This window comes from Pedobacter sp. KBW01, from assembly GCF_003852395.1.
Taxonomy (GTDB): domain Bacteria; phylum Bacteroidota; class Bacteroidia; order Sphingobacteriales; family Sphingobacteriaceae; genus Pedobacter.
On sequence record NZ_QAJQ01000012.1, the window covers coordinates 35,050 to 52,810 of the forward strand.

At 39.0% G+C, this 17,761-nt stretch carries 16 protein-coding genes; all 16 read right to left on the reverse strand.

The features are described 5' to 3' along the window. Window positions 1-9: 9 nt before the first annotated feature. The 16 genes from DBR40_RS13445 to DBR40_RS13520 all read right to left on the reverse strand — a co-directional run bounded on the left by DBR40_RS13445 (window position 10) and on the right by DBR40_RS13520 (window position 17,756). Entirely contained in the window at window positions 10-1,068 is a 1,059-nt protein-coding gene (locus tag DBR40_RS13445) for a GNAT family N-acetyltransferase (RefSeq protein WP_233603885.1), read from the reverse strand. A 29-nt stretch (window positions 1,069-1,097) separates the two neighbouring features. Next, window positions 1,098-2,135, reverse strand: coding sequence for a GNAT family N-acetyltransferase (locus tag DBR40_RS13450; RefSeq protein ID WP_124560272.1), 1,038 nt, complete (start codon window positions 2,133-2,135; stop codon window positions 1,098-1,100). A gap of 23 nt (window positions 2,136-2,158) precedes the next feature. Continuing rightward, window positions 2,159-2,653, reverse strand: coding sequence for a GNAT family N-acetyltransferase (locus DBR40_RS13455; protein WP_124560273.1), 495 nt, complete (start codon window positions 2,651-2,653; stop codon window positions 2,159-2,161). Continuing rightward, window positions 2,650-3,621 (reverse strand): hypothetical protein, encoded by a 972-nt coding sequence (locus DBR40_RS13460; protein ID WP_124560274.1) that lies wholly within the window; start codon window positions 3,619-3,621, stop codon window positions 2,650-2,652. The genes DBR40_RS13455 and DBR40_RS13460 overlap by 4 nt, the downstream gene beginning before the upstream one ends. Window positions 3,622-3,632: 11 nt before the next feature. After that, window positions 3,633-4,436 (reverse strand): phytanoyl-CoA dioxygenase family protein, encoded by an 804-nt coding sequence (locus DBR40_RS13465; protein ID WP_124560275.1) that lies wholly within the window; start codon window positions 4,434-4,436, stop codon window positions 3,633-3,635. Window positions 4,437-4,490: 54 nt separating this feature from the next. Next, on the reverse strand, window positions 4,491-5,645 hold the full coding sequence (locus tag DBR40_RS13470) for a glycosyltransferase family 4 protein (RefSeq protein WP_233603886.1): 1,155 nt from the start codon (window positions 5,643-5,645) through the stop codon (window positions 4,491-4,493). A 76-nt stretch (window positions 5,646-5,721) separates the two neighbouring features. Further along, a complete protein-coding gene (locus DBR40_RS13475; RefSeq protein WP_233603887.1) occupies window positions 5,722-7,131 on the reverse strand; it encodes a polysaccharide lyase family 1 protein in 1,410 nt (469 codons plus the stop codon). Window positions 7,132-7,343: 212 nt separating this feature from the next. Then, window positions 7,344-8,435 carry an NAD-dependent epimerase gene (locus DBR40_RS13480; RefSeq protein WP_124560276.1) on the reverse strand — a complete coding sequence of 364 codons (1,092 nt, stop codon included), beginning with the start codon at window positions 8,433-8,435 and terminating at the stop codon, window positions 7,344-7,346. Between the two features lie 116 nt (window positions 8,436-8,551). Then, window positions 8,552-9,634, reverse strand: coding sequence for a glycosyltransferase (locus DBR40_RS13485; protein WP_124560277.1), 1,083 nt, complete (start codon window positions 9,632-9,634; stop codon window positions 8,552-8,554). 11 nt (window positions 9,635-9,645) lie between these two features. After that, a complete protein-coding gene (locus DBR40_RS13490) occupies window positions 9,646-10,542 on the reverse strand; it encodes a hypothetical protein (RefSeq protein ID WP_124560278.1) in 897 nt (298 codons plus the stop codon). A 4-nt stretch (window positions 10,543-10,546) separates the two neighbouring features. After that, the gene (gene asnB / locus DBR40_RS13495; protein WP_124560279.1) at window positions 10,547-12,388 is read right to left on the reverse strand and encodes an asparagine synthase (glutamine-hydrolyzing); all 1,842 of its coding nucleotides are present in this window, start codon (window positions 12,386-12,388) and stop codon (window positions 10,547-10,549) included. Between the two features lie 20 nt (window positions 12,389-12,408). Beyond that, on the reverse strand, window positions 12,409-13,509 hold the full coding sequence (locus DBR40_RS13500; protein WP_124560280.1) for a glycosyltransferase: 1,101 nt from the start codon (window positions 13,507-13,509) through the stop codon (window positions 12,409-12,411). 6 nt (window positions 13,510-13,515) lie between these two features. Further along, window positions 13,516-14,118: a sugar transferase gene (locus DBR40_RS13505; RefSeq protein ID WP_124560281.1), complete on the reverse strand. Its 603-nt coding sequence runs from the start codon at window positions 14,116-14,118 to the stop codon at window positions 13,516-13,518. Next, complete coding sequence (locus DBR40_RS13510; RefSeq protein ID WP_124560282.1) at window positions 14,115-15,389, reverse strand: DegT/DnrJ/EryC1/StrS family aminotransferase; 1,275 nt, start codon at window positions 15,387-15,389, stop codon at window positions 14,115-14,117. Before DBR40_RS13510 ends, DBR40_RS13505 begins: the two co-directional genes overlap by 4 nt. Window positions 15,390-15,447: 58 nt before the next feature. Further along, window positions 15,448-16,665 carry an O-antigen ligase family protein gene (locus DBR40_RS13515; RefSeq protein ID WP_124560283.1) on the reverse strand — a complete coding sequence of 406 codons (1,218 nt, stop codon included), beginning with the start codon at window positions 16,663-16,665 and terminating at the stop codon, window positions 15,448-15,450. Continuing rightward, entirely contained in the window at window positions 16,662-17,756 is a 1,095-nt protein-coding gene (locus tag DBR40_RS13520; protein ID WP_124560284.1) for a glycosyltransferase family 4 protein, read from the reverse strand. The genes DBR40_RS13515 and DBR40_RS13520 overlap by 4 nt, the downstream gene beginning before the upstream one ends. Between the last annotated feature and the right edge of the window lie 5 nt (window positions 17,757-17,761).

Consider the following 17,761-nt stretch of genomic DNA (forward strand, 5'->3'; position numbering starts at 1 on the left):
AATTGTAGATTATTGAGGGGTCATTCGGTATAGGGGAAAAAAGTCGGTAGTATCCTGGATGTCGATGCCTGATTTTTCGACCAGCTGGTTATAAACAGGTTCGTTTGCAATGTAACGCCAGCTGTAGTAATCTAGAACCAGGTTCGAAAAGCCTAGTTTCCATTCAAAAAGCGAGTTTTCTTTAAAGCCCAGGCCTCCACCTAAATGGTAATATTTCATGTTCCATTTTCTGCCAAGCTCACTTACTTCATCAACGAGAAACTTTGCTGGCGAATATTTGAGGTGGTTAGCATTGGTTGCAATTAAATGCCCCTGAATAATGCCATTTGTACAGGTAATAATGCTTCCACAGGCTATTTCATCGTCTAAACAAACCAATACCAGTTTACAATCAAATTCTGTTGAATTGATCATTTGTGTAAAATAAGCTTCATCAAACAGATAAAAATCGGCGGCACTAATGCGGCCCATATTGGCTTTGTATAATTGGGTAAATGCTGCAATATCTTCCTGCCCTCTGCTTTCGCGTAAGGTATAGCCTATGCGGCGGCATTTCTTAATACCATCCAAAGTAGTCCCTCTGTATTGTTTACGCCGTTCTTCGGCAGTTTGCTGCAGGTTAATGGCAATGGTTTTTCCATTTTCATACAATCCCTCGATTCTTTGCAGCAGCTCGTTCTGTTTAAAGAACGGGTGTAGCTTTGAAAACACAGAAACATATTTACCCTGGTGCAGGAACGCTAAAAACGCCTTTAAAAAATTATCTTTCAAGCCTTCAGGTTGTTGTTCAAACTTAAGGTTAGAAATTGGCCCCGAATAACCGTAAACGCAATGCAAATCCCTGTAAATGGTATCGGCAATTGGGCGGTCGAGCAGTGGCAGTGCAATAAAATTACCTGCTTCCTCATAAAAAAATAAAATGGGAGTTCCATTTTCGGCCATAGAGTGATACTGCCAACTGTGATAGAAATCGTAATCGGCGGCAAGCTCCACATACTTTATCCAATCAACTTTTTGCTGTAAAGTTAATTGCAAAGTTGTGCCTGTAGCATTATTTTCGATCAGCATAACCATATAATAAAAAATTAAATAATTAATTATGAAGCAATTACGGGACTACGGTAGAGTGGAAAAAAATCAATGTTAGAGTAAGGATCAAGGGATCGTTCGTTTAAAAGAGTATTGTATAATTCGTTATTGGCAATGTATCTCCAGCTGTTAAATTCGAAACATAAGTTAGAAAAACCCATTTTCCAGCCAAACAAGGTGTCTTCCTTAAAATTAACACCACCGCCAAGGTTAAAATATTTATAACCTAGTTGCCTGCCTATAACGGTAATTTCATCAGTTAACAGTTTAGCAGGCGATTCGAATAAATAAGTGGTACGGGTGGCCAGCAGGTGTACCTGCATAATTTCTTTTGTACAAACCACAATGGCTCCCGAAATGGCAATACCATCTTTATATACCATAAACAGCTTACTGTCAAACTCATCAGAAGTAAGCAAAGCAACAAAATAAGCGTGGTTAAAAAGGTAACTATCCTTAGCGCCAATCCGCTGCATGTTTTCGGTATATATTTCAGAGAAAATAACGGCATCATTAATATCGGTAGAGATTTTTACCTCATAATCACGTTTTCTTAAGCGCCTTATCTTCTCTTTAACACTCTTTCGGTAACCCGCTCGCTGACTTTCTATAGTTGTGGTTAAATCAATGGCTACAGTTTTTCCGTTTGCATGCACGCCTGAAAACTTTTCCATCAATCTTTCCTGATCGAAGAAAGGATGCAGACGCGAGAATACTGTAACATTTTGACCGGTTTGCAGATAAGCTATAAAAGAAGCTTTAAACCGTTCCATAAAATCATCGTCGAGTGATTTAAAATCCATGTTAGAAACGGGCCCTGTATATCCGTAAACGGATGTAAAATCAAAAAAGTCAGATCCGGGTATGTTTCGTTTTAAAAGTGGAAAAGCGATATAATTTTCGTTTTCCTCGTAAACAAAGAGTATGGGCAAACCGCTTTTATCTAACGAATGGTAATACCAGGTGTGATAAAAATCGTAATGCAGCGCACGCTTCACATAATCTGTCCACTCTTGCTTTTCATTAATGGTAATAATCTTTCTCATTTGGAGCTTATTAGGTTGGTAGATTAATTAACGGTCAGTAAAACCGATGAGTTTATGACCATTTTTATAAAATCATGTTCTTGTGAAACACGCTCGAAACCTACTTTTCTGTAAATGGCATAAGCAGCCAGGTTATCGGCATGTACTTCTAAAAAAACATGTTTAAGGTTAAGGTTATAAAAGGCATATTTTAAGAGCATTACAGATGCACTGTAACCTATGCCTTTTCCCCAGTATTTTTTTTCACCAATAAAAATGTGAAATTCTGCAGTATCATTTTTAATATCAAGCAATTGAATGTTGCCGATATATTCGTTTGTATCTTTAATGCAAATGGCGAAGCGTTTTTCGTTAACGGCCTTCATTTTATTGGCAAGCCAGGCTGTTTCCACCTCTACCGTAACCGGATCTCTTAAAACAAATTTTGTGTACGACCATACTTCAGGGTCGTTACGCCATTTATAAGATACATCGGCATCTTTTAATTCTAATGGCCTTATGTAAATTGGAGTGTTCATATTAGCGGTTTTAAAGCATTTACCAGAATACGCATATCGTCTAGCCCGTAACGGTGATCAATGGGTAGTGCAATCAGGTTCTGCGCCAGAAAATATTCAAAACTATCGGCACTGGCCCAATCGTAAACATTTGGCCAGTAGGTGGCTACAAATATTTTTTGTTTTATGAGTGTTTGTTTAATTGTTGTATTATCGTTTAAAAACGGATATACCATGGGAACATCACTGGCAGATAATTTTAAAGACAACAGGTTTTTATCAGCCAGATGTTCGGCTAAAAAAGCAAAGTTTTCTCTTCTTATAGCAGCACAAGCTTCATAATCAATACCCGAAAGCATATTTGTGGTTAATGCCGACATTGTTTTAATGTCGTTGTTACACAGCCCTTTATTATTCTCTATATAATCGCCATAACCTTCTTCTATATTGATATCGATACTCTTGATCAGATGTGAAAAACGATCAATAGATTGGTCCTGGTTTAAGTTTAGATTAATCTGCGTTGCAATATTAAGGTAAGCACCATCTGGTACGCCAAAAAATTTGCGGCACGAATAAAAAGTATCGGCATTGGCTATCGGTTTGCAGAAAAAAGCCTGTGCATTATCAATAATCAGGTTGCTGATCTCTTTTGTTAAGCGCCTAACTGTTTCTGTTTTTAAACCATAATAATTGGTATATAATAAACAGCTGTATGTGGGTATATCAAAATCTATTATCGGATCAAGATTTTCATCGAGGTGATAAAACTTGTAGGCAATGTTGAGTTTGTGTAAGGGTTCGAGTAATACTTCGCAGGTGTAATAAGGAAGGTATACCATGGTATAATTTCTTACCTTAAGGATATATTCGAAAGCATTTCTACCCGTATTAAGTGCAATTAAACCGGGATGATAAACTGAACCTTTTGATAGCTGTAATCCTATATAGCCACCAATGGTTTTGACGGAGTGCGTTTGGATTTCCATTGTTTTACAATTTATCCCTGATCTGATTTGTACATACGGCTTTCTACAGGACGGTAATACTCTTGCAGGCTTGCCGGTACCCGGGCATTGTAGCCTATAATTTGCCTAAGGTCGCTATCTATCTTTTCGCCAAACTCGTAGCCCAAAAAACGTGGGTAATCGAATTGCTGTTTAATATATGGCTTGGTAAATCCCAGCGTTAAGGCACGGCGTGGTTTGCGGGTAAAGTTAATGCCTCCTGCATGCCAAAGGTTCGAATCGAACAGAATGATACTCCCCTTTTTGGCTACTGCCTGTTTAGAGAAGGCTTTGAAATGCTTTTCTTCAGGCCTGATATCGAGTTTGTGCGATCCCGATAAAAAATGCGTGGCGCCATTAAATATGGTAAAATCATCCAGTACAATAATCATCTGGATCATTAGTTTTGAATCCGGAGAAAAAGTTCTGATATCGCGGTGGATGTTTTGAATATAGGATGTGCTTTTTTTGGTATTAATTACACCATTTATCCCGTTCAGTATATAATTTCCACCTAAAAAATCTCGTATTTCGCGGTGACAATATAGCTTACTCAACAACTCGATCGCGAAATTATCCTTTTCGAGTAAATGATGTAAGGTGCCCTCCATATTGGCCTCAATTCCATTTAAAATCTGGATTTCGCGGCGCAAATGATATGAGGTTTCGAAACCTGCAATTATTTCGGATATTAATTTCTGATTGATCGCCTTTTCATATACGACCCATCCATATTCATCAATAGCTTCCCTAAAGTCGGCTAAAGTGGCTCGTTTGTAAATAAATGAATTGTTCACAGCTTAAAGTTTAGTTGAATAATTTGGTTAGTTTACTGTGTTACTTCAGGTAGGTTAAGCCTGAAGCTGCATAATTTTGAAGAGTTCGGTATTAACAAGGTTTACATCGAACCTGGATTTGGCAAATTCGTGCCCCTTGCTTCCGAAGCGAATAATTTCACTAATGTTATTGATAAAGTATTCCATTTTACTGGCCAGGGCACTGGCATCCCTTACCGGAATGAGAAAGCCATTGGCTTGTTCAGGATCCTGGTTTACTGTTTCACGGCAACCAACAGAATCGCTGGTAATTACCGGCCTTCCCATGGCCATTCCCTCAAGTACACAGCGTGGAACACCCTCGCCATAATAGGATGGCAATACCATTACCGACGATTTTTCTATATCAGGCCTAACATCGTCAACCTGCCCCATGTACTGGATCGTATTGCCATTGGCTATCTGATGGTACAGGTCTTCATTAATAGAATCGATATTGGGATCATAAGATCCGATAAGTTTAAAAACAGCTTTCGGAAATTTTTCGTGGATTATCCTGGCTGCATCGTAATATTCTTTAATGCCTTTAGCGTTAATTAAGCGCGAAACCATTAAAAAGGTAACCGGTGAAGTACTTGGTTTTGAATAATTGTAGTGGCTTAAATCAACTCCCGATCCGTTTACTACATACACCTGGTGTTTCTTGTTGAGAATATTTAACTGAACCAGGCGCTCAGAATCGTCTTTGTTCTGAAAGATGATATTTAAACTGGGATCAGGCCTTAAACTTAACTTAAGCAACAAGCGGGTAATTTTAACGATAAGTTTATTATTGGAGTTGTTATCGGTAAAGTTATAGCCCAGGCCAGTAAGCATTGGGGCAATAAGTTTAACCTTGCAAAGTTTGGCTACAAAAGAGCCATAAATAACCGGCTTAAAGGTATATGGGAAAAATATATCCGGTTTTATTTCTTTCATTAGTTTATACAGTGAATATATAAACCGCAGATCTGACAGGATGGATACATTACTACCGTTAAGGTTGCTCTCGTAGGTAATTACCTTCATTTCGTCGAGCCGCTTACGTACCGTTTCCTGTTCTATTTTGGGTGTAAATACATACACCTGGTTGTGTTGCTGCATCTTTTCAATCAGCCTTCCTCTAAAATCGAGCAATGATCTGGAAGAATCGCAGACAATAAAGATCTTTTTCTTAGTAATGTTCATCATGTCAAAGTTTTTTTTTATTTAAACTGCAAAGCCACCTATCCAGGTGGCTTCGCAGAAAAAATATGAAGATTTTGGTTTACTTAGTTGGACCAGCGTTAGCCATAACAAGTGCTGGCACTGATGCCGCATCGTTAAGGTATGATTTGTAATCATACTCTGGAACCCAACTAGAAACTGCCGTCGTTATATTGTTTGCGCCACATTTATCGTAAATGTTGGTTGTAATACCGCTAAAGTATCCTTCAGGATCGGTTGCTACTTTTGTAGTTAAAGGTTTAACACAGTTAGAGAAATACTCGTTATCTGTTCTTACAATACCACCAGCTCTTGTACCGATTGAATAACCTGAATTGTTTAAGTGATAGTTGTTAAACATGTGTACACTACCCCAGTTCATTGATGGCTCTCTCTCAGTAATGTTGTACCACATGTTGTGGTGCATGGTTACGTGTAATTTACCTTTATCTGCTTCGTGACCAGCAATACCACCACTAATTAATACTGATAGGTTTGTATCGTGGAATTTGCTCCATGAAACGGTTACGTAATCAGATTCGCGGGTAATGCAAATATCTTTACCCCAGTATTCCCATCCGTGTGTACGGTCTGTAGAAAAATCACAGTGGTCTACCCAAACGTGGTGAGCCGAATCTTTAATTTGTACAGCTGCCTGTTCAACATAGTTTTTAAAGGTGATGTTCTGCACAATAATGTTGCTTACGGTATAGATATATAAGTTAAGACCTTCTAACACTGCACCTGATTTACCAATAATCGATTTGTTTGATTTTACATAAACAGGATCCATACCTGCGCCTTTAATTGTACCGCTGATGTAGATGATACGTGGAGTATTATCAGCAACAGCAGCTTTTAATTGCGCTACAGTGGTTACCGTAACTTCTGCACCACCCTGGCCACCGGTAGTAGTACCGTTTACCATAGCGTAACCCATTAAACCAGCAACTGATTGCGTTGGTGTAGTTGGCGCGGTAGTTGTATTATCAGCCGGAGGAGCAATTGTGCTTGTTCCGCCTACAGCATAAGTATAGGTACGGCCATTGGTTCTTGGATCTGTATTATCAGAAGCCGAGAAGATAACTGTACTTCCCCAATGGCTAAACCTACCTTTACCTAAATTTCTAATATCATCATGTAAGGAATGTGCCGGTCCTATTTCTACACCGTTTTCAAATAACCTTAAAACTGATTGCTCTTTCGCGGTCGAATTGTCGCCACCAGAAATGGTTTGCGAAATTTTGTACGCGTAACCACCTTCTGATTTTAAACCAGAAAGGCTTAATTTTCCTGTACTTCCAACTGTTGCGGCTAATACTGCCGACGAATCGCCCGAAAACATCTCTGTACTATTTGCTAGTACATCGTCTGCCTGTGCATTTTTTTTACAATTACTAAAAAAAATAATCGTCGTTAACATTAAACCAATTAAACTCACTTTTTTAAACAAATTTGTCTTTCTCTGCATTTTTGATTTTTTTTAAATTTACAACTTAACGCTATATGCGATAAATGAGTATATTCGAAAAAATGCAGTTAAAGTGCTGATAATTAATTAATAGAGTTTTAGTTATAGATTAGCTATACTGTAAACCAATTGTTTACAGAATGCAAAATTTAGATTTAATTATTCAATACATGTAAATTAATAATACATCTAGTTTACAATTGGATGACAATCTAAACGGCGATACGAAGTGTTTTCTGTGCAATATGTAAATCAGGGTGGTAAAATTCTGTAAACCATTTCACAAAATTCTTCACACCTTCGTGTACAGAAACACTTGGTTCATAGTTTAATAAGTGCTTTAAATCATCTACGTTTGCCGATGTTTCTGCCACATCACCATCCTGCATAGGCATAAATACTTTTTTAGCTACTAATCCTGTTTCCTTTTCTATTTCTTCTACAAAATCCAATAAGTTAACTGGTTCACCCCTGCCAATATTAAATACCGCAAATGGTGCTGAAGAGGTAGCAGGATCAGGACTCTCACTATTCCAGTCTGGATTTGATTTAGCAGGTTGATCGAAAATCCTCACTATGCCTTCTACAATATCATCTACATAGGTGAAATCACGTCTCATTTTACCGTTATTGAATACTTCAATTGGTTTTCCTTCTAAAATGGCTTTAGTGAATAAGAACAAAGCCATATCAGGTCTGCCCCATGGTCCGTAAACGGTAAAGAAGCGCAACGCAGTAGTAGGCAGGTTAAATAGATGACTGTAGGCATGAGCCATTAATTCGTTACTTTTTTTAGAAGCAGCGTACAAAGATACCGGATGATCTACGTTATCGTGCGCCGAAAAAGGCATTTTCTTATTAAGTCCGTAAACACTTGATGAACTGGCATATAGTAAATGGCCAACTTTAAAGTGACGACTACATTCTAAAATATTAAGAAAACCTTTAATATTGGCTTCAATGTAAGCATCGGGATTGGTTAAACTATAACGTACACCGGCCTGCGCAGCTAAATTACAAACAGCATCGAACTGGTAAGTTTCGAAACAATTTTCAAGGCCTGCTTTATCGCAAAGATCGAGTTTAATGAAAGTGTAGTTTTCATATTTCTCACTTTGCTGTGGAACACCATCAACCAATTTGGTATGTGTAATACCGGTTTCGGCCAGGCGGGCATGTTTTAGGTTTACATCATAATAATCGTTAATGTTGTCGATACCTACAACAGTATCGCCTCTTTCCAATAAGCGTTTTGCCAGGTGGAAACCAATAAATCCGGCTGTACCGGTAATTAAAATTTTCATAATTTTCTGTTTGAGAAACGGTTAAGAAAAGCCTTTTGCAAGGCGTGGATTTTATTTTTAAGCATAGCAGTACAGGCTGCTCTTGCAGTGTTATGGTTTAAAAGATTGGTTTTGAGCTAATTTCGCAGGCTTAAAGCGCTTAAAATAGATTGGGCAAATACTTCTGGTCGCCGGCCGTACAGGTATTGTGTGGCAATGTTCGAGGTTCCGGCGGCTTGTTTCTGCAGCGTTTCGTGCATGGCACTGGCCAGTGCCTTTGCGTTGTTTACCTCAACTTTCGCTATGGCTGGTATTTCACTTATTCCGCCGGCACAAAGTGTTGATACTACTGCGTTGTTTACCGACATCATTTCTAATAACACATTTGGGAAACCTTCTTTAATGGAAGATACCACACAAAGTTTGGCCTGTTTAAAATAGGGCGCCGGATTATCGATCTGGCCTTTCAGGAAAACGGAAGCTGTTAAATTATTTTCGGCAATTATTTGGGTTAGCAATGCTCTTTCTTTGCCCTCGCCCAGCAAAAGCAATTTGAGTTGCGGGTGTGCTGCTTTAATTAGTTTAAAGGCCTCAATCAAAACCGGAAAACCTTTTTCCGGAATTAACCTGCCTGCTGAGCAGATAAAATCGAGTTTGGCATCGCCATTAATTAATGGCTGGTTTGATTTGGCTACTATTTTATTAAAATCGATCGGATTAGGCTGAACAAGTACTTTAACTTTAGCAAGAAAGGGATTGTGAATCAGTAATTGTTCTTTCATTAAAGCGGTTTGGCAAACTACCAGATCTACAGCCGGATACCCCATTTTGTAGATGATTTTGTAAATGGATTTTTTTACTCCGGTAAAGCGGGTAAATACCGAAGTACATTCCCTTACAATCAGTTTCGGCCGTAAATAACCAATCCGTTTTAAAAAACCTAAAAAGGCATTTAAGTACGGATGTGTACTCATCAAAACATCGTCTCTGGTATATTGCCTGAGCAAGGGGACCAGCTTTGCGAAGCCGGTAAACAAACTTTGCTTAGACAGGTATGTTTTGCCAATGTTTTCGGATACTTTTAAACCAGAAAATGGTTGTTTTTTAAGGAAGATCATTTCGCCTTCAACCGCATTGGCCATCATGTGCAGCACATTTTCTGCACCGTTGGGGGCATCTGTTAGCGAAATGAAAGTGATTTTTTGTTTTAATGATTTCATTTCGCTGTTGTTTACCTGTTTTTATAATTCCTGACAAACTTTTTGATCGGCATAATAGGGCTTAACACCTTTCGTTTGCCATCTATTACAATGATGTTATCGGCAAAACTGATGTTGTGAAGTCCTTTATTGTATGCTTTATCGGGTAATATTTCGAACTGGCTGCTGCTTTTAAATTCTTTTTCGCTCAGTATTTCTATTTGGTTAATCATGATGGAACCACCATAACGGTTAACGGGGTTCTGTGTTGGCCGGTACAATGACTGCCCTACTACAAACAAGTGCCCTGCTGCTCTGCAAAAAGCCTGTTCAACAGGGATTGGATTTTGATAATGCCCGGTGTATTGTCCATCTAAAGCATTTGAATGGTAAATGTAAAGGTTATCGTGATCTCCAGAAACGCTGGTAAACAGCCAGTATTTATTGTTGTAATAGATAACAGAACTATCTACAAATGCTTTTCCGCTTACAAGCGTTTTTATTTTAATCAATTTCTCTGGGCTATCTTGATCAACCTGGTAAAGTGCTACCTCTTTGGCTTCGGATGTTTCAGGGATGCAATACAATGCGCCTGCTTCTTCAATCAGGTACGGGTAAGATAAGTGGATGGCATCCGGTTGTATACCACTGATTTTCTTCTTGTTTTTGAAATCAAGCCCGTCAATCATCATAATCTCTCCTTTACCTTTCCAAAAATCAAGTTCTTCGTAATAAATGCGGGGTGTATTGTCTACATTCACTACAAAAGGATCGGCTGCATAATCGATATCATCTTCGGGTAACCAGTTAATGGTTGAGCTTAATTTCCGGGTCTCGATCAGATTTTCGGGCGTTTGATGCACAAAACCAATGTTCCATTTATCGGACCCGAAAATTTTATTAAAGAGATTAACTGTTGCCGTTACCATGTTGTTATGCGACTAGTGAGATTTTTTTAGCGTTTGTTTTATTCTTAATGAGCCATTGCGATAGTACCAGCAATTTCCAGATTTGAGGATAACGGTTCCACTTCCCTGTCATATGCTCGTTAATAATTTCCTGCGTTCTTTTAATATGAATACCAGGTATGTTTTTTAAGTTATCGGCCGATAGGTTATCCATTACATAATCTTTAAGTTCATTTCTGAACCAGTTTTGGAATGGCATGGTAAAACCTGCTTTAGGCCTGTCGAAAATGTGCGCAGGTACATGCTGAAACAAAAGATCTTTTAAGATCCGTTTTTGGTTGCCGCTACTGTACTTAAATTGCGTTGGCAATGTGCGCGAAAACTCTATCACACGGTAATCCATTAAAGGTGAGCGCGATTCTAATGAAAAGGCCATCGATGCGCGATCTACCTTGGTATTGATATCGCCGTTGAGGTAAGTTTTAATATCGAAATCAGAAACCCGTTCTAATAAAGGTTTAGATGGATTGGTTAAAATATGCATCAGCGGATTGTACTTGGCCAGATCGGGTTGTTTTACCCAGGAGTTTTCCATATTGCCGAACATTTTTACGTAAAGCTTTTCTACGTCTTCCATAGAAATACCCATAGCAATAAGTTTGTGCCTGTAACTTGGCGACTGGTTAATTAAGCCTGCAAATGCTTTTCTAACTGCATGCGGGGCATAAAATAAACTACTTACCTGTTTAATCCATTTATAACGGTGATATCCTAAAAAAGCTTCATCGCCGGCATCGCCACTTAAAGCAACGGTAACATGCGCGCGGGTACTTTTGCTTAACAGCATGGTAGGTATAGCGCTCGAATCGGCAAAAGGTTCGTCGTAGTAGCGGTTAAAGTTTTCAATCAGCTGAATACCATCGTCGTAATTGCACTCTATGGTATGATGATCGGTACCTAAATGTTTGGCTACCTGGTTGGCATAGGCACTCTCGTCAAATCCCTTTTCGTTAAATTTAATAGAAAAGGTTTTTACATGATCGATTTCTTTGGTGGCCAAAGCGGCAACCAGCGAAGAATCTATACCACCCGAAAGAAATACCCCGAGCGGCACATCAGCATTCATTCTGATTTTAACGGCATCGGCAATAATCAGCTCTAAAGCTTCTTTGGCCTCTTCGTAACTGCCGGTAAATTTGTTTTTCCAGCCATAATCTAATGTCCAGTATTCGGTAATTTTAAGTTTATCACTTTTGATATCGTAAGTAAAGTAATGAGCAGCCGGTAACTGTTTTACATTTTGCCAGATGGATTGTGGTTCGGGTACATAGCCCCAAATCAGGTACTGGCTAATGGCATCCTCATCAACACTTAAATCTCGATCGATACTGATTTGCGAAGGCTGACTGGCAAATTCGAAAGTACCATGTTCGTGTGCGTAGTAAAAAGGTTTTTTACCAAAACGATCGCGGGCACCAAAAAGTTCGTTTTTAAGTGTATCGTAAATTACAAAGGCATACATTCCGTTAAAGCGTTTAAGGCATTCGGCCCCGTATTCGAGGTAGGCTGCGCAGATCACTTCGGTATCGGAACTGGTTCTAAACTGATAATGCTTAGCCTCCAGCTCTTTTCTGATATCTTTGTAATTGTATATTTCTCCGTTAAAAACGATATGCAGGTGCAGATAGGAAAAAGGTTGATTAGACCGTGCATCCAGATCGATAATGGCTAAGCGGTTATGCGCAAAAACAACCTGGTTATAACGTTGAATACCAGTATAATCTGGTCCGCGAAAGTTAATCCTTGCCATTTTCTCACGGATAACACCGTCTGAGTAAGGTATAGTAGCACCATATATTCCACACATAACTTTAATTTTTTGAGTTGTTAACTGATTAATTCTTCGTACTCGGCGCTAATTTTATCGAGCGCACATTTTTGATATACATTTTGCCTGATGGCTTCGGGGTTCCAGTTATCGGTTGTACAGGCCCGGATAATTTTCTGACGGAAGTCTTCTAAGTCACCTTGTGCAATTACATAACCGTTAAAACCATCGATAATTAAACCAGGTATGCCACTTACTTTGAAGGTAACCACAGGTAAGCCTACAGTAAGCGCTTCTAGTACCACATTCGGAAAACCCTCGGTATGTGAGCTAAGCACCATTAAATCGTGCTGAACCATTACTTCGTGGATATTTTTAATTTCGCCGAGTATTTTAAGCCTGTGGTCAAGCTGCATATCGCTAATCTGTTGGGCAATTTTATCTCTAAGTACGCCTGTGCCTACAAAATCGAGGTGGTAATTATCGGGCAAACCAGCCATAATCTCCACCAGCCGGTCTAAACCTTTTTCTAAAGCGAAACGGGCTACAACCAATAATTTGTAAATTTTTACCGGTGTTTTGGCTCCTTTAAGTTTGTTGGATTGCAGTACCGGGTTGGCAATTACTTTGATTAAATTCTGATCGACATTGTAGGTGTCGATCAGCGATTGTTTCATCTCGTCAGACTGGCAAACAATTTGTTTATAGCCTTTGTAGCTTGCACTGGCAAAAAGTTCGTAAAATTTAGATTTAAAACCTTCAAATAAACGTTGTTCGTGCGGGATGTTTGAAGCCCGCGCAATCAGCATCGGAATATTTAAGAACCTGCCTACCAGCGAAACCAGGATGTTGATGTGATCGGTGGTAGAGAAAACGGCATAGGGTTCTTCGCGTTTTAATACTGCATATAAGGCAAAGAAAGATCGTGAGGCTTTTTTGGTTTTAAGATCAATAAACCTCACACCATCCAGATCCATCGAAAAGCAGTTTACTGTAGAATCAAGTATAACAATGGTGATCTCGAATTTATCTTTGTTAAAGCCCTGGGCAAGGTTCCAGAAAACCCTTTCAGATCCTCCGGAAGTTAAGGAGCTCAGTACAAAAAAAACTTTTTTCCTGACTTTAACTTCTTCATTAATGGTTTGTTGGAGCGCCGACATATCTTTTTAGTTAATTACAATTCTGTTTAACGTTAACCAGATAATCTTAAAATCGGTGAAAATATCATGCTGCCTGATGTAGCGCATATTCTGCTTTATTTTAGCTGGGATGATCCGTTCGATATAATAATTCTCAGGATCTTCGGCATGTTGTAAAAGCTCGTTTTCATTACAAAACTCAACTGAGGCCCAATCGGTAATACCTGGTTTGATAGATAATACGTACCGTTGTTCTTCACTGTACATATTTACATATTTTCTTACTTCAGGTCGTGGTCCAACAAAGCTCATCTGCCCTTTTAAAACATTTAACAGCTGAGGTAATTCATCAAGCTTGTATTTTCTTAGCCAATAGCCGATTTTGGTTATACGGTTATCGTGGTTACCGATGGTGAGCAAGCTGTTGTTGCTCTGTACCACCTTCATGGTTCTAAATTTGATCAGGTGAAAATCTTTCATGTTTCGCCCCACCCTGATTTGTTTAAAAATAACAGGCCCTTTCGAATCGAGTTTGATCACGATAGCGATCAATATTAAAAGCGGGCTAAATAGAATTAGGCACAAGGTTGCAAATACAACATCGAATACTCTTTTTTTATCTGTTTTCATGATGCTACGGCCATTTGTTTAAGTTCAACCACGTTAGTTTCGATTACTTTGATATTTCTGTTTAACTGAATCTGAACGCAACTAATTACCGAAGGGATAATAAAATCAATTTCAGACTGTGTTAACTGGGGATAAATGGGGAGTGAAATTTCGCAGGCATAATTTTGGTAAGCCATTGGATAGTCTTCAATTTTATAACCCATATTTTTAAAGAGTGTAAGCATGGGCATGGGTATAAAATGAACGTTTGTAGCTATTCCAAGCGCCGCCAGATCGTCGATAATCTGATCTCTTTGTTCTTCGCTTAAACCTTTAACCCTTAAGGGAAAAAGATGGTAGCAAGATTCTCTTTGTGTGCTTACCAGCGGTGGGCTGATAAACCAATCCTGATCCTGAAAGCCTTCAAAATATTTTTTGGCAATGGCTTTACGTTGCGGTAACAAATCATTATCATATTTTCTGAGCTGCGCTAGGCCAATGGCTGCACAGATATCAGGCATGTTTATTTTGAGTCCCTGAAAAAGGATATCGTAACGCCAGCCGGCACCTCTTGATTTCGATAATGCATCTTTGTTTTGCCCGTTAAGTGTATACATTTTTAAATAAGCATATTCTGCTTCATGATCGAACTGAGTTGGAAGGTTAAGGCAAATGGCACCACCTTCGGCCGTAGTAATATTTTTTACTGCATGGAACGAGAATATGGTTACATCGCAGTTTTGAGCTGCTGGTTTGTTTAGGTAAGTGCTGCCAATTGAATGTGCCGCATCAGAAATCAACAATATCCTGTTTAACAGTGATTGTTTATCAGAAGCGCACCTGAATTTTTTCTGAATGCGGGGATCGCTAATTACTGCTTTCAGTGCTGCGTAATCGCAAGGCCAGCCTGCAATATCAACCGCAATAATGGCTTTGGTTCTGGAAGTTATTGCTGCCCTTACTTTTTCCGGATCGATATTAAAATCTTCCAGTACATCGACCATAACCGGTGTTGCGCCGCAATGTAAAACTGCCAGTGCAGTAGCGCTGTAAGTGTAAGCCGGCACAATCACTTCGTCGCCTGCTTTAACGCCAAACCATTTTAACATCAAAATGGCTCCCGATGTCCAGGAATTTACACAAATCACCTCATCTGTACCTGTAATTACCTTTACTTCCTGCTCAAGGGCTTTAACCTTTGGCCCTGTGGTAATCCATTTGTTGTTAAGGGTGTCTAATACCTGATCAACCACTGATTGATCGATAAACGGTGGAGAAAATGGAATATTCATAATCATAAATTTAATTGTGTGCTAAAAAGGTCCGCCGGGATGCAGGATGCCTAAACCGTTAATTGTATTGAACCAAAATGGGGTCTTCCATTTTGATTTTGGAGAGCTGTAAAATGGCAAAGTATAGAAACAAGGTGGGCCCGCTCGTAGCCAGAAGCCACTCGTTATGGAAAAATGAGTTAATGGATATGGCTACAAAGGAGCAGCATAAACAAACGAGCAGTGCGTTTTTCTTATCCTTGACATGCAGAAAAGCATAAAAAATTACCTTCCCGACTTTATGGTACAATAAAATGAGTAAAATAAAGCCGAGCAATGGGCCCAGGTAAGTGATAAACATCAAATAGGCATTGTGTGAGGTAATTACAACAGGGCCTTTTTTATACACAAAGTTATGCTGTACTACATCGTTCCAGGTTTTACCGTAAAAAAGCAAACCAAAAGGATAGTCGGCAATGATCTGTATATTTTCGCCCATCAAATCGCCCCGTTCTTCTTTCCCCCTCGCGTTTTCGGCACTCTTGTTTAATATGTTCTGTTGTTTTTTATCGCCCGAAAACTGTTCGAGCGAGCTTTGCGCAATAAAGAACATGCCTGCCAGCAAACCGAATAGTAAAACCGACTTGAATTTGTAATAGCTTAAGAAAAACAAACCTACCACTACTGCAAAGGCAACCATAACCGATCGTTGCATACCAAAGAAAATGAGGCACATAGACAAGCCGAATAACAGCAGGTTAAGCAGCCAGCTTCTTTTAAAGAGTACCGCGTTTACCACCATAAAAGGTGTTAATGCAGCCATCTGGTAGCCAAAGGTAAAAATGGTGGTCGATATACCTGCTGGCGCCTGTAGTACATCTTCCTGTACCAAAAGTGATCTGATTGGCGCCATATTGTATTCGTGATCTATAAACATGATCAGCCCTGAGAGCAATAAAACACCGAAGAAAAAGCCAACGGCAATATTCATGCGCTGTATATTGGTACCTATAACGTAGTTAAACAGTAAAGCAAAGGAACCAGCTACTATCAACAGGGCAAAAAAGCTTGTAATATCAGCCTGCCCAATCAGATAAAAAAACATCGCGGCTATAAAAAATACCAGCAGTTCTTTACCGTATGAGAAGCGGGTGATTTCTGTCCGGTAGAAATAAATAAGCGGAGCCAGAAAAACCACAGGTGCAGGGATCCTGAAAATCCCTGTCATAAAGATGTTGAATGTTGTTGCATAAACATAGCCAAACAACAAAAAGAGAAACATTATTTTTTTGGTCATGACAGTATTAATTCTTCCCAATTGGCCGAGATTCTTTCAATAGAATTGGTTTCGTTAATGAGCCTCGCTTTATCAGAAAATTGTTTTTTTAGATCCCTGTTATTTAATAGTTTATCTATTGCCATTGAAAGTGCTGATACATCAAGTTGTTCTACCAGAAAACCATTTACGCCATCGTTAATAATTTCTGAGGGACCAAATTCACAATTCACTGCTACACAGGCACAACCCATGCCCATAGCCTCTACCAACGCATTGGGGTAACCTTCATTTCGGGATGAGAGTACAAAAACGCTAGCTTGTGCGTAGTAATCCTGCGGATTAGATTTAAAACCAATCAACTTTACTTTACCGATGAGGTTTAAATTTGCTATCTGGACTTCTAAAGCTGAGCGTTCAGGTCCTTCGCCTGATATGAGGAGATCGACATCCAATGATTGTAAACGACTATAGGCATCAATCAACAAATCAAAACCTTTTTCGTGGCTTAACCTCCCTACTGATAAGATAAAAGGTTTATTGTTAACCGATCCAGGGTTTGGTTTTACAAATTGATGGATTGGATTGTATATCGTTTTAAAATTATGCAGCTTTTCAAATTGCTTAATCCGCTTAAATCCATTAAACATGCCAAAGGCCGGCAGTACAATCGCTTTTGATTTTCTATAAATATGAAATATAAACCATTGTAATAATTTATTGTACTGATTTAAAGTGGCATCTGGTGTTGTTCTTTCAGAAACCAGATATGGTAAACCTAAAATCATGCAGCATAAACCTGCCCAGATGTTAGCCGATGTCATAAAACAGATGGTACAGTTTGGCTTTTCCTTTTTTAATAAAACAAGTAGTCTGTAAAAAGTTAAGAAGCCATACCGAATTCTGTTTAAGCTATTGTGGCTGTCTTCTCTTTCGAGCAGGCTCACAATTTTAACTTGTTCATTGATGTGGTATTTAACCTGAGCTTTATTGAGGCAAATGATTGTAACACTGCAATCTTTGCTGCTAAAGTGATTGGCCAGATTGCTAATTACCCTTTCAGCTCCACCCCCTTCTAAGCTGTTTATTACGAAGCATAATTTAGTAGCCATTTCGA

Excerpts from the sequence above, each read along its gene's own strand:
- DBR40_RS13445 (WP_233603885.1), bottom strand. The coding sequence starts at position 1,068 with ATGCTGATCGAAAATAATGCTACAGGCACAACTTTGCAATTAACTTTA.
- DBR40_RS13450 (WP_124560272.1), bottom strand. The coding sequence starts at position 2,135 with ATGAGAAAGATTATTACCATTAATGAAAAGCAAGAGTGGACAGATTAT.
- DBR40_RS13455 (WP_124560273.1), bottom strand. The coding sequence starts at position 2,653 with ATGAACACTCCAATTTACATAAGGCCATTAGAATTAAAAGATGCCGAT.
- DBR40_RS13460 (WP_124560274.1), bottom strand. The coding sequence starts at position 3,621 with ATGGAAATCCAAACGCACTCCGTCAAAACCATTGGTGGCTATATAGGA.
- DBR40_RS13470 (WP_233603886.1), bottom strand. The coding sequence starts at position 5,645 with ATGATGAACATTACTAAGAAAAAGATCTTTATTGTCTGCGATTCTTCC.
- DBR40_RS13475 (WP_233603887.1), bottom strand. The coding sequence starts at position 7,131 with ATGCAGAGAAAGACAAATTTGTTTAAAAAAGTGAGTTTAATTGGTTTA.
- DBR40_RS13480 (WP_124560276.1), bottom strand. The coding sequence starts at position 8,435 with ATGAAAATTTTAATTACCGGTACAGCCGGATTTATTGGTTTCCACCTG.
- DBR40_RS13485 (WP_124560277.1), bottom strand. The coding sequence starts at position 9,634 with ATGAAATCATTAAAACAAAAAATCACTTTCATTTCGCTAACAGATGCC.
- DBR40_RS13490 (WP_124560278.1), bottom strand. The coding sequence starts at position 10,542 with ATGGTAACGGCAACAGTTAATCTCTTTAATAAAATTTTCGGGTCCGAT.
- asnB (WP_124560279.1), bottom strand. The coding sequence starts at position 12,388 with ATGTGTGGAATATATGGTGCTACTATACCTTACTCAGACGGTGTTATC.
- DBR40_RS13500 (WP_124560280.1), bottom strand. The coding sequence starts at position 13,509 with ATGTCGGCGCTCCAACAAACCATTAATGAAGAAGTTAAAGTCAGGAAA.
- DBR40_RS13505 (WP_124560281.1), bottom strand. The coding sequence starts at position 14,118 with ATGAAAACAGATAAAAAAAGAGTATTCGATGTTGTATTTGCAACCTTG.
- DBR40_RS13510 (WP_124560282.1), bottom strand. The coding sequence starts at position 15,389 with ATGAATATTCCATTTTCTCCACCGTTTATCGATCAATCAGTGGTTGAT.
- DBR40_RS13515 (WP_124560283.1), bottom strand. The coding sequence starts at position 16,665 with ATGACCAAAAAAATAATGTTTCTCTTTTTGTTGTTTGGCTATGTTTAT.
- DBR40_RS13520 (WP_124560284.1), bottom strand. The coding sequence starts at position 17,756 with ATGGCTACTAAATTATGCTTCGTAATAAACAGCTTAGAAGGGGGTGGA.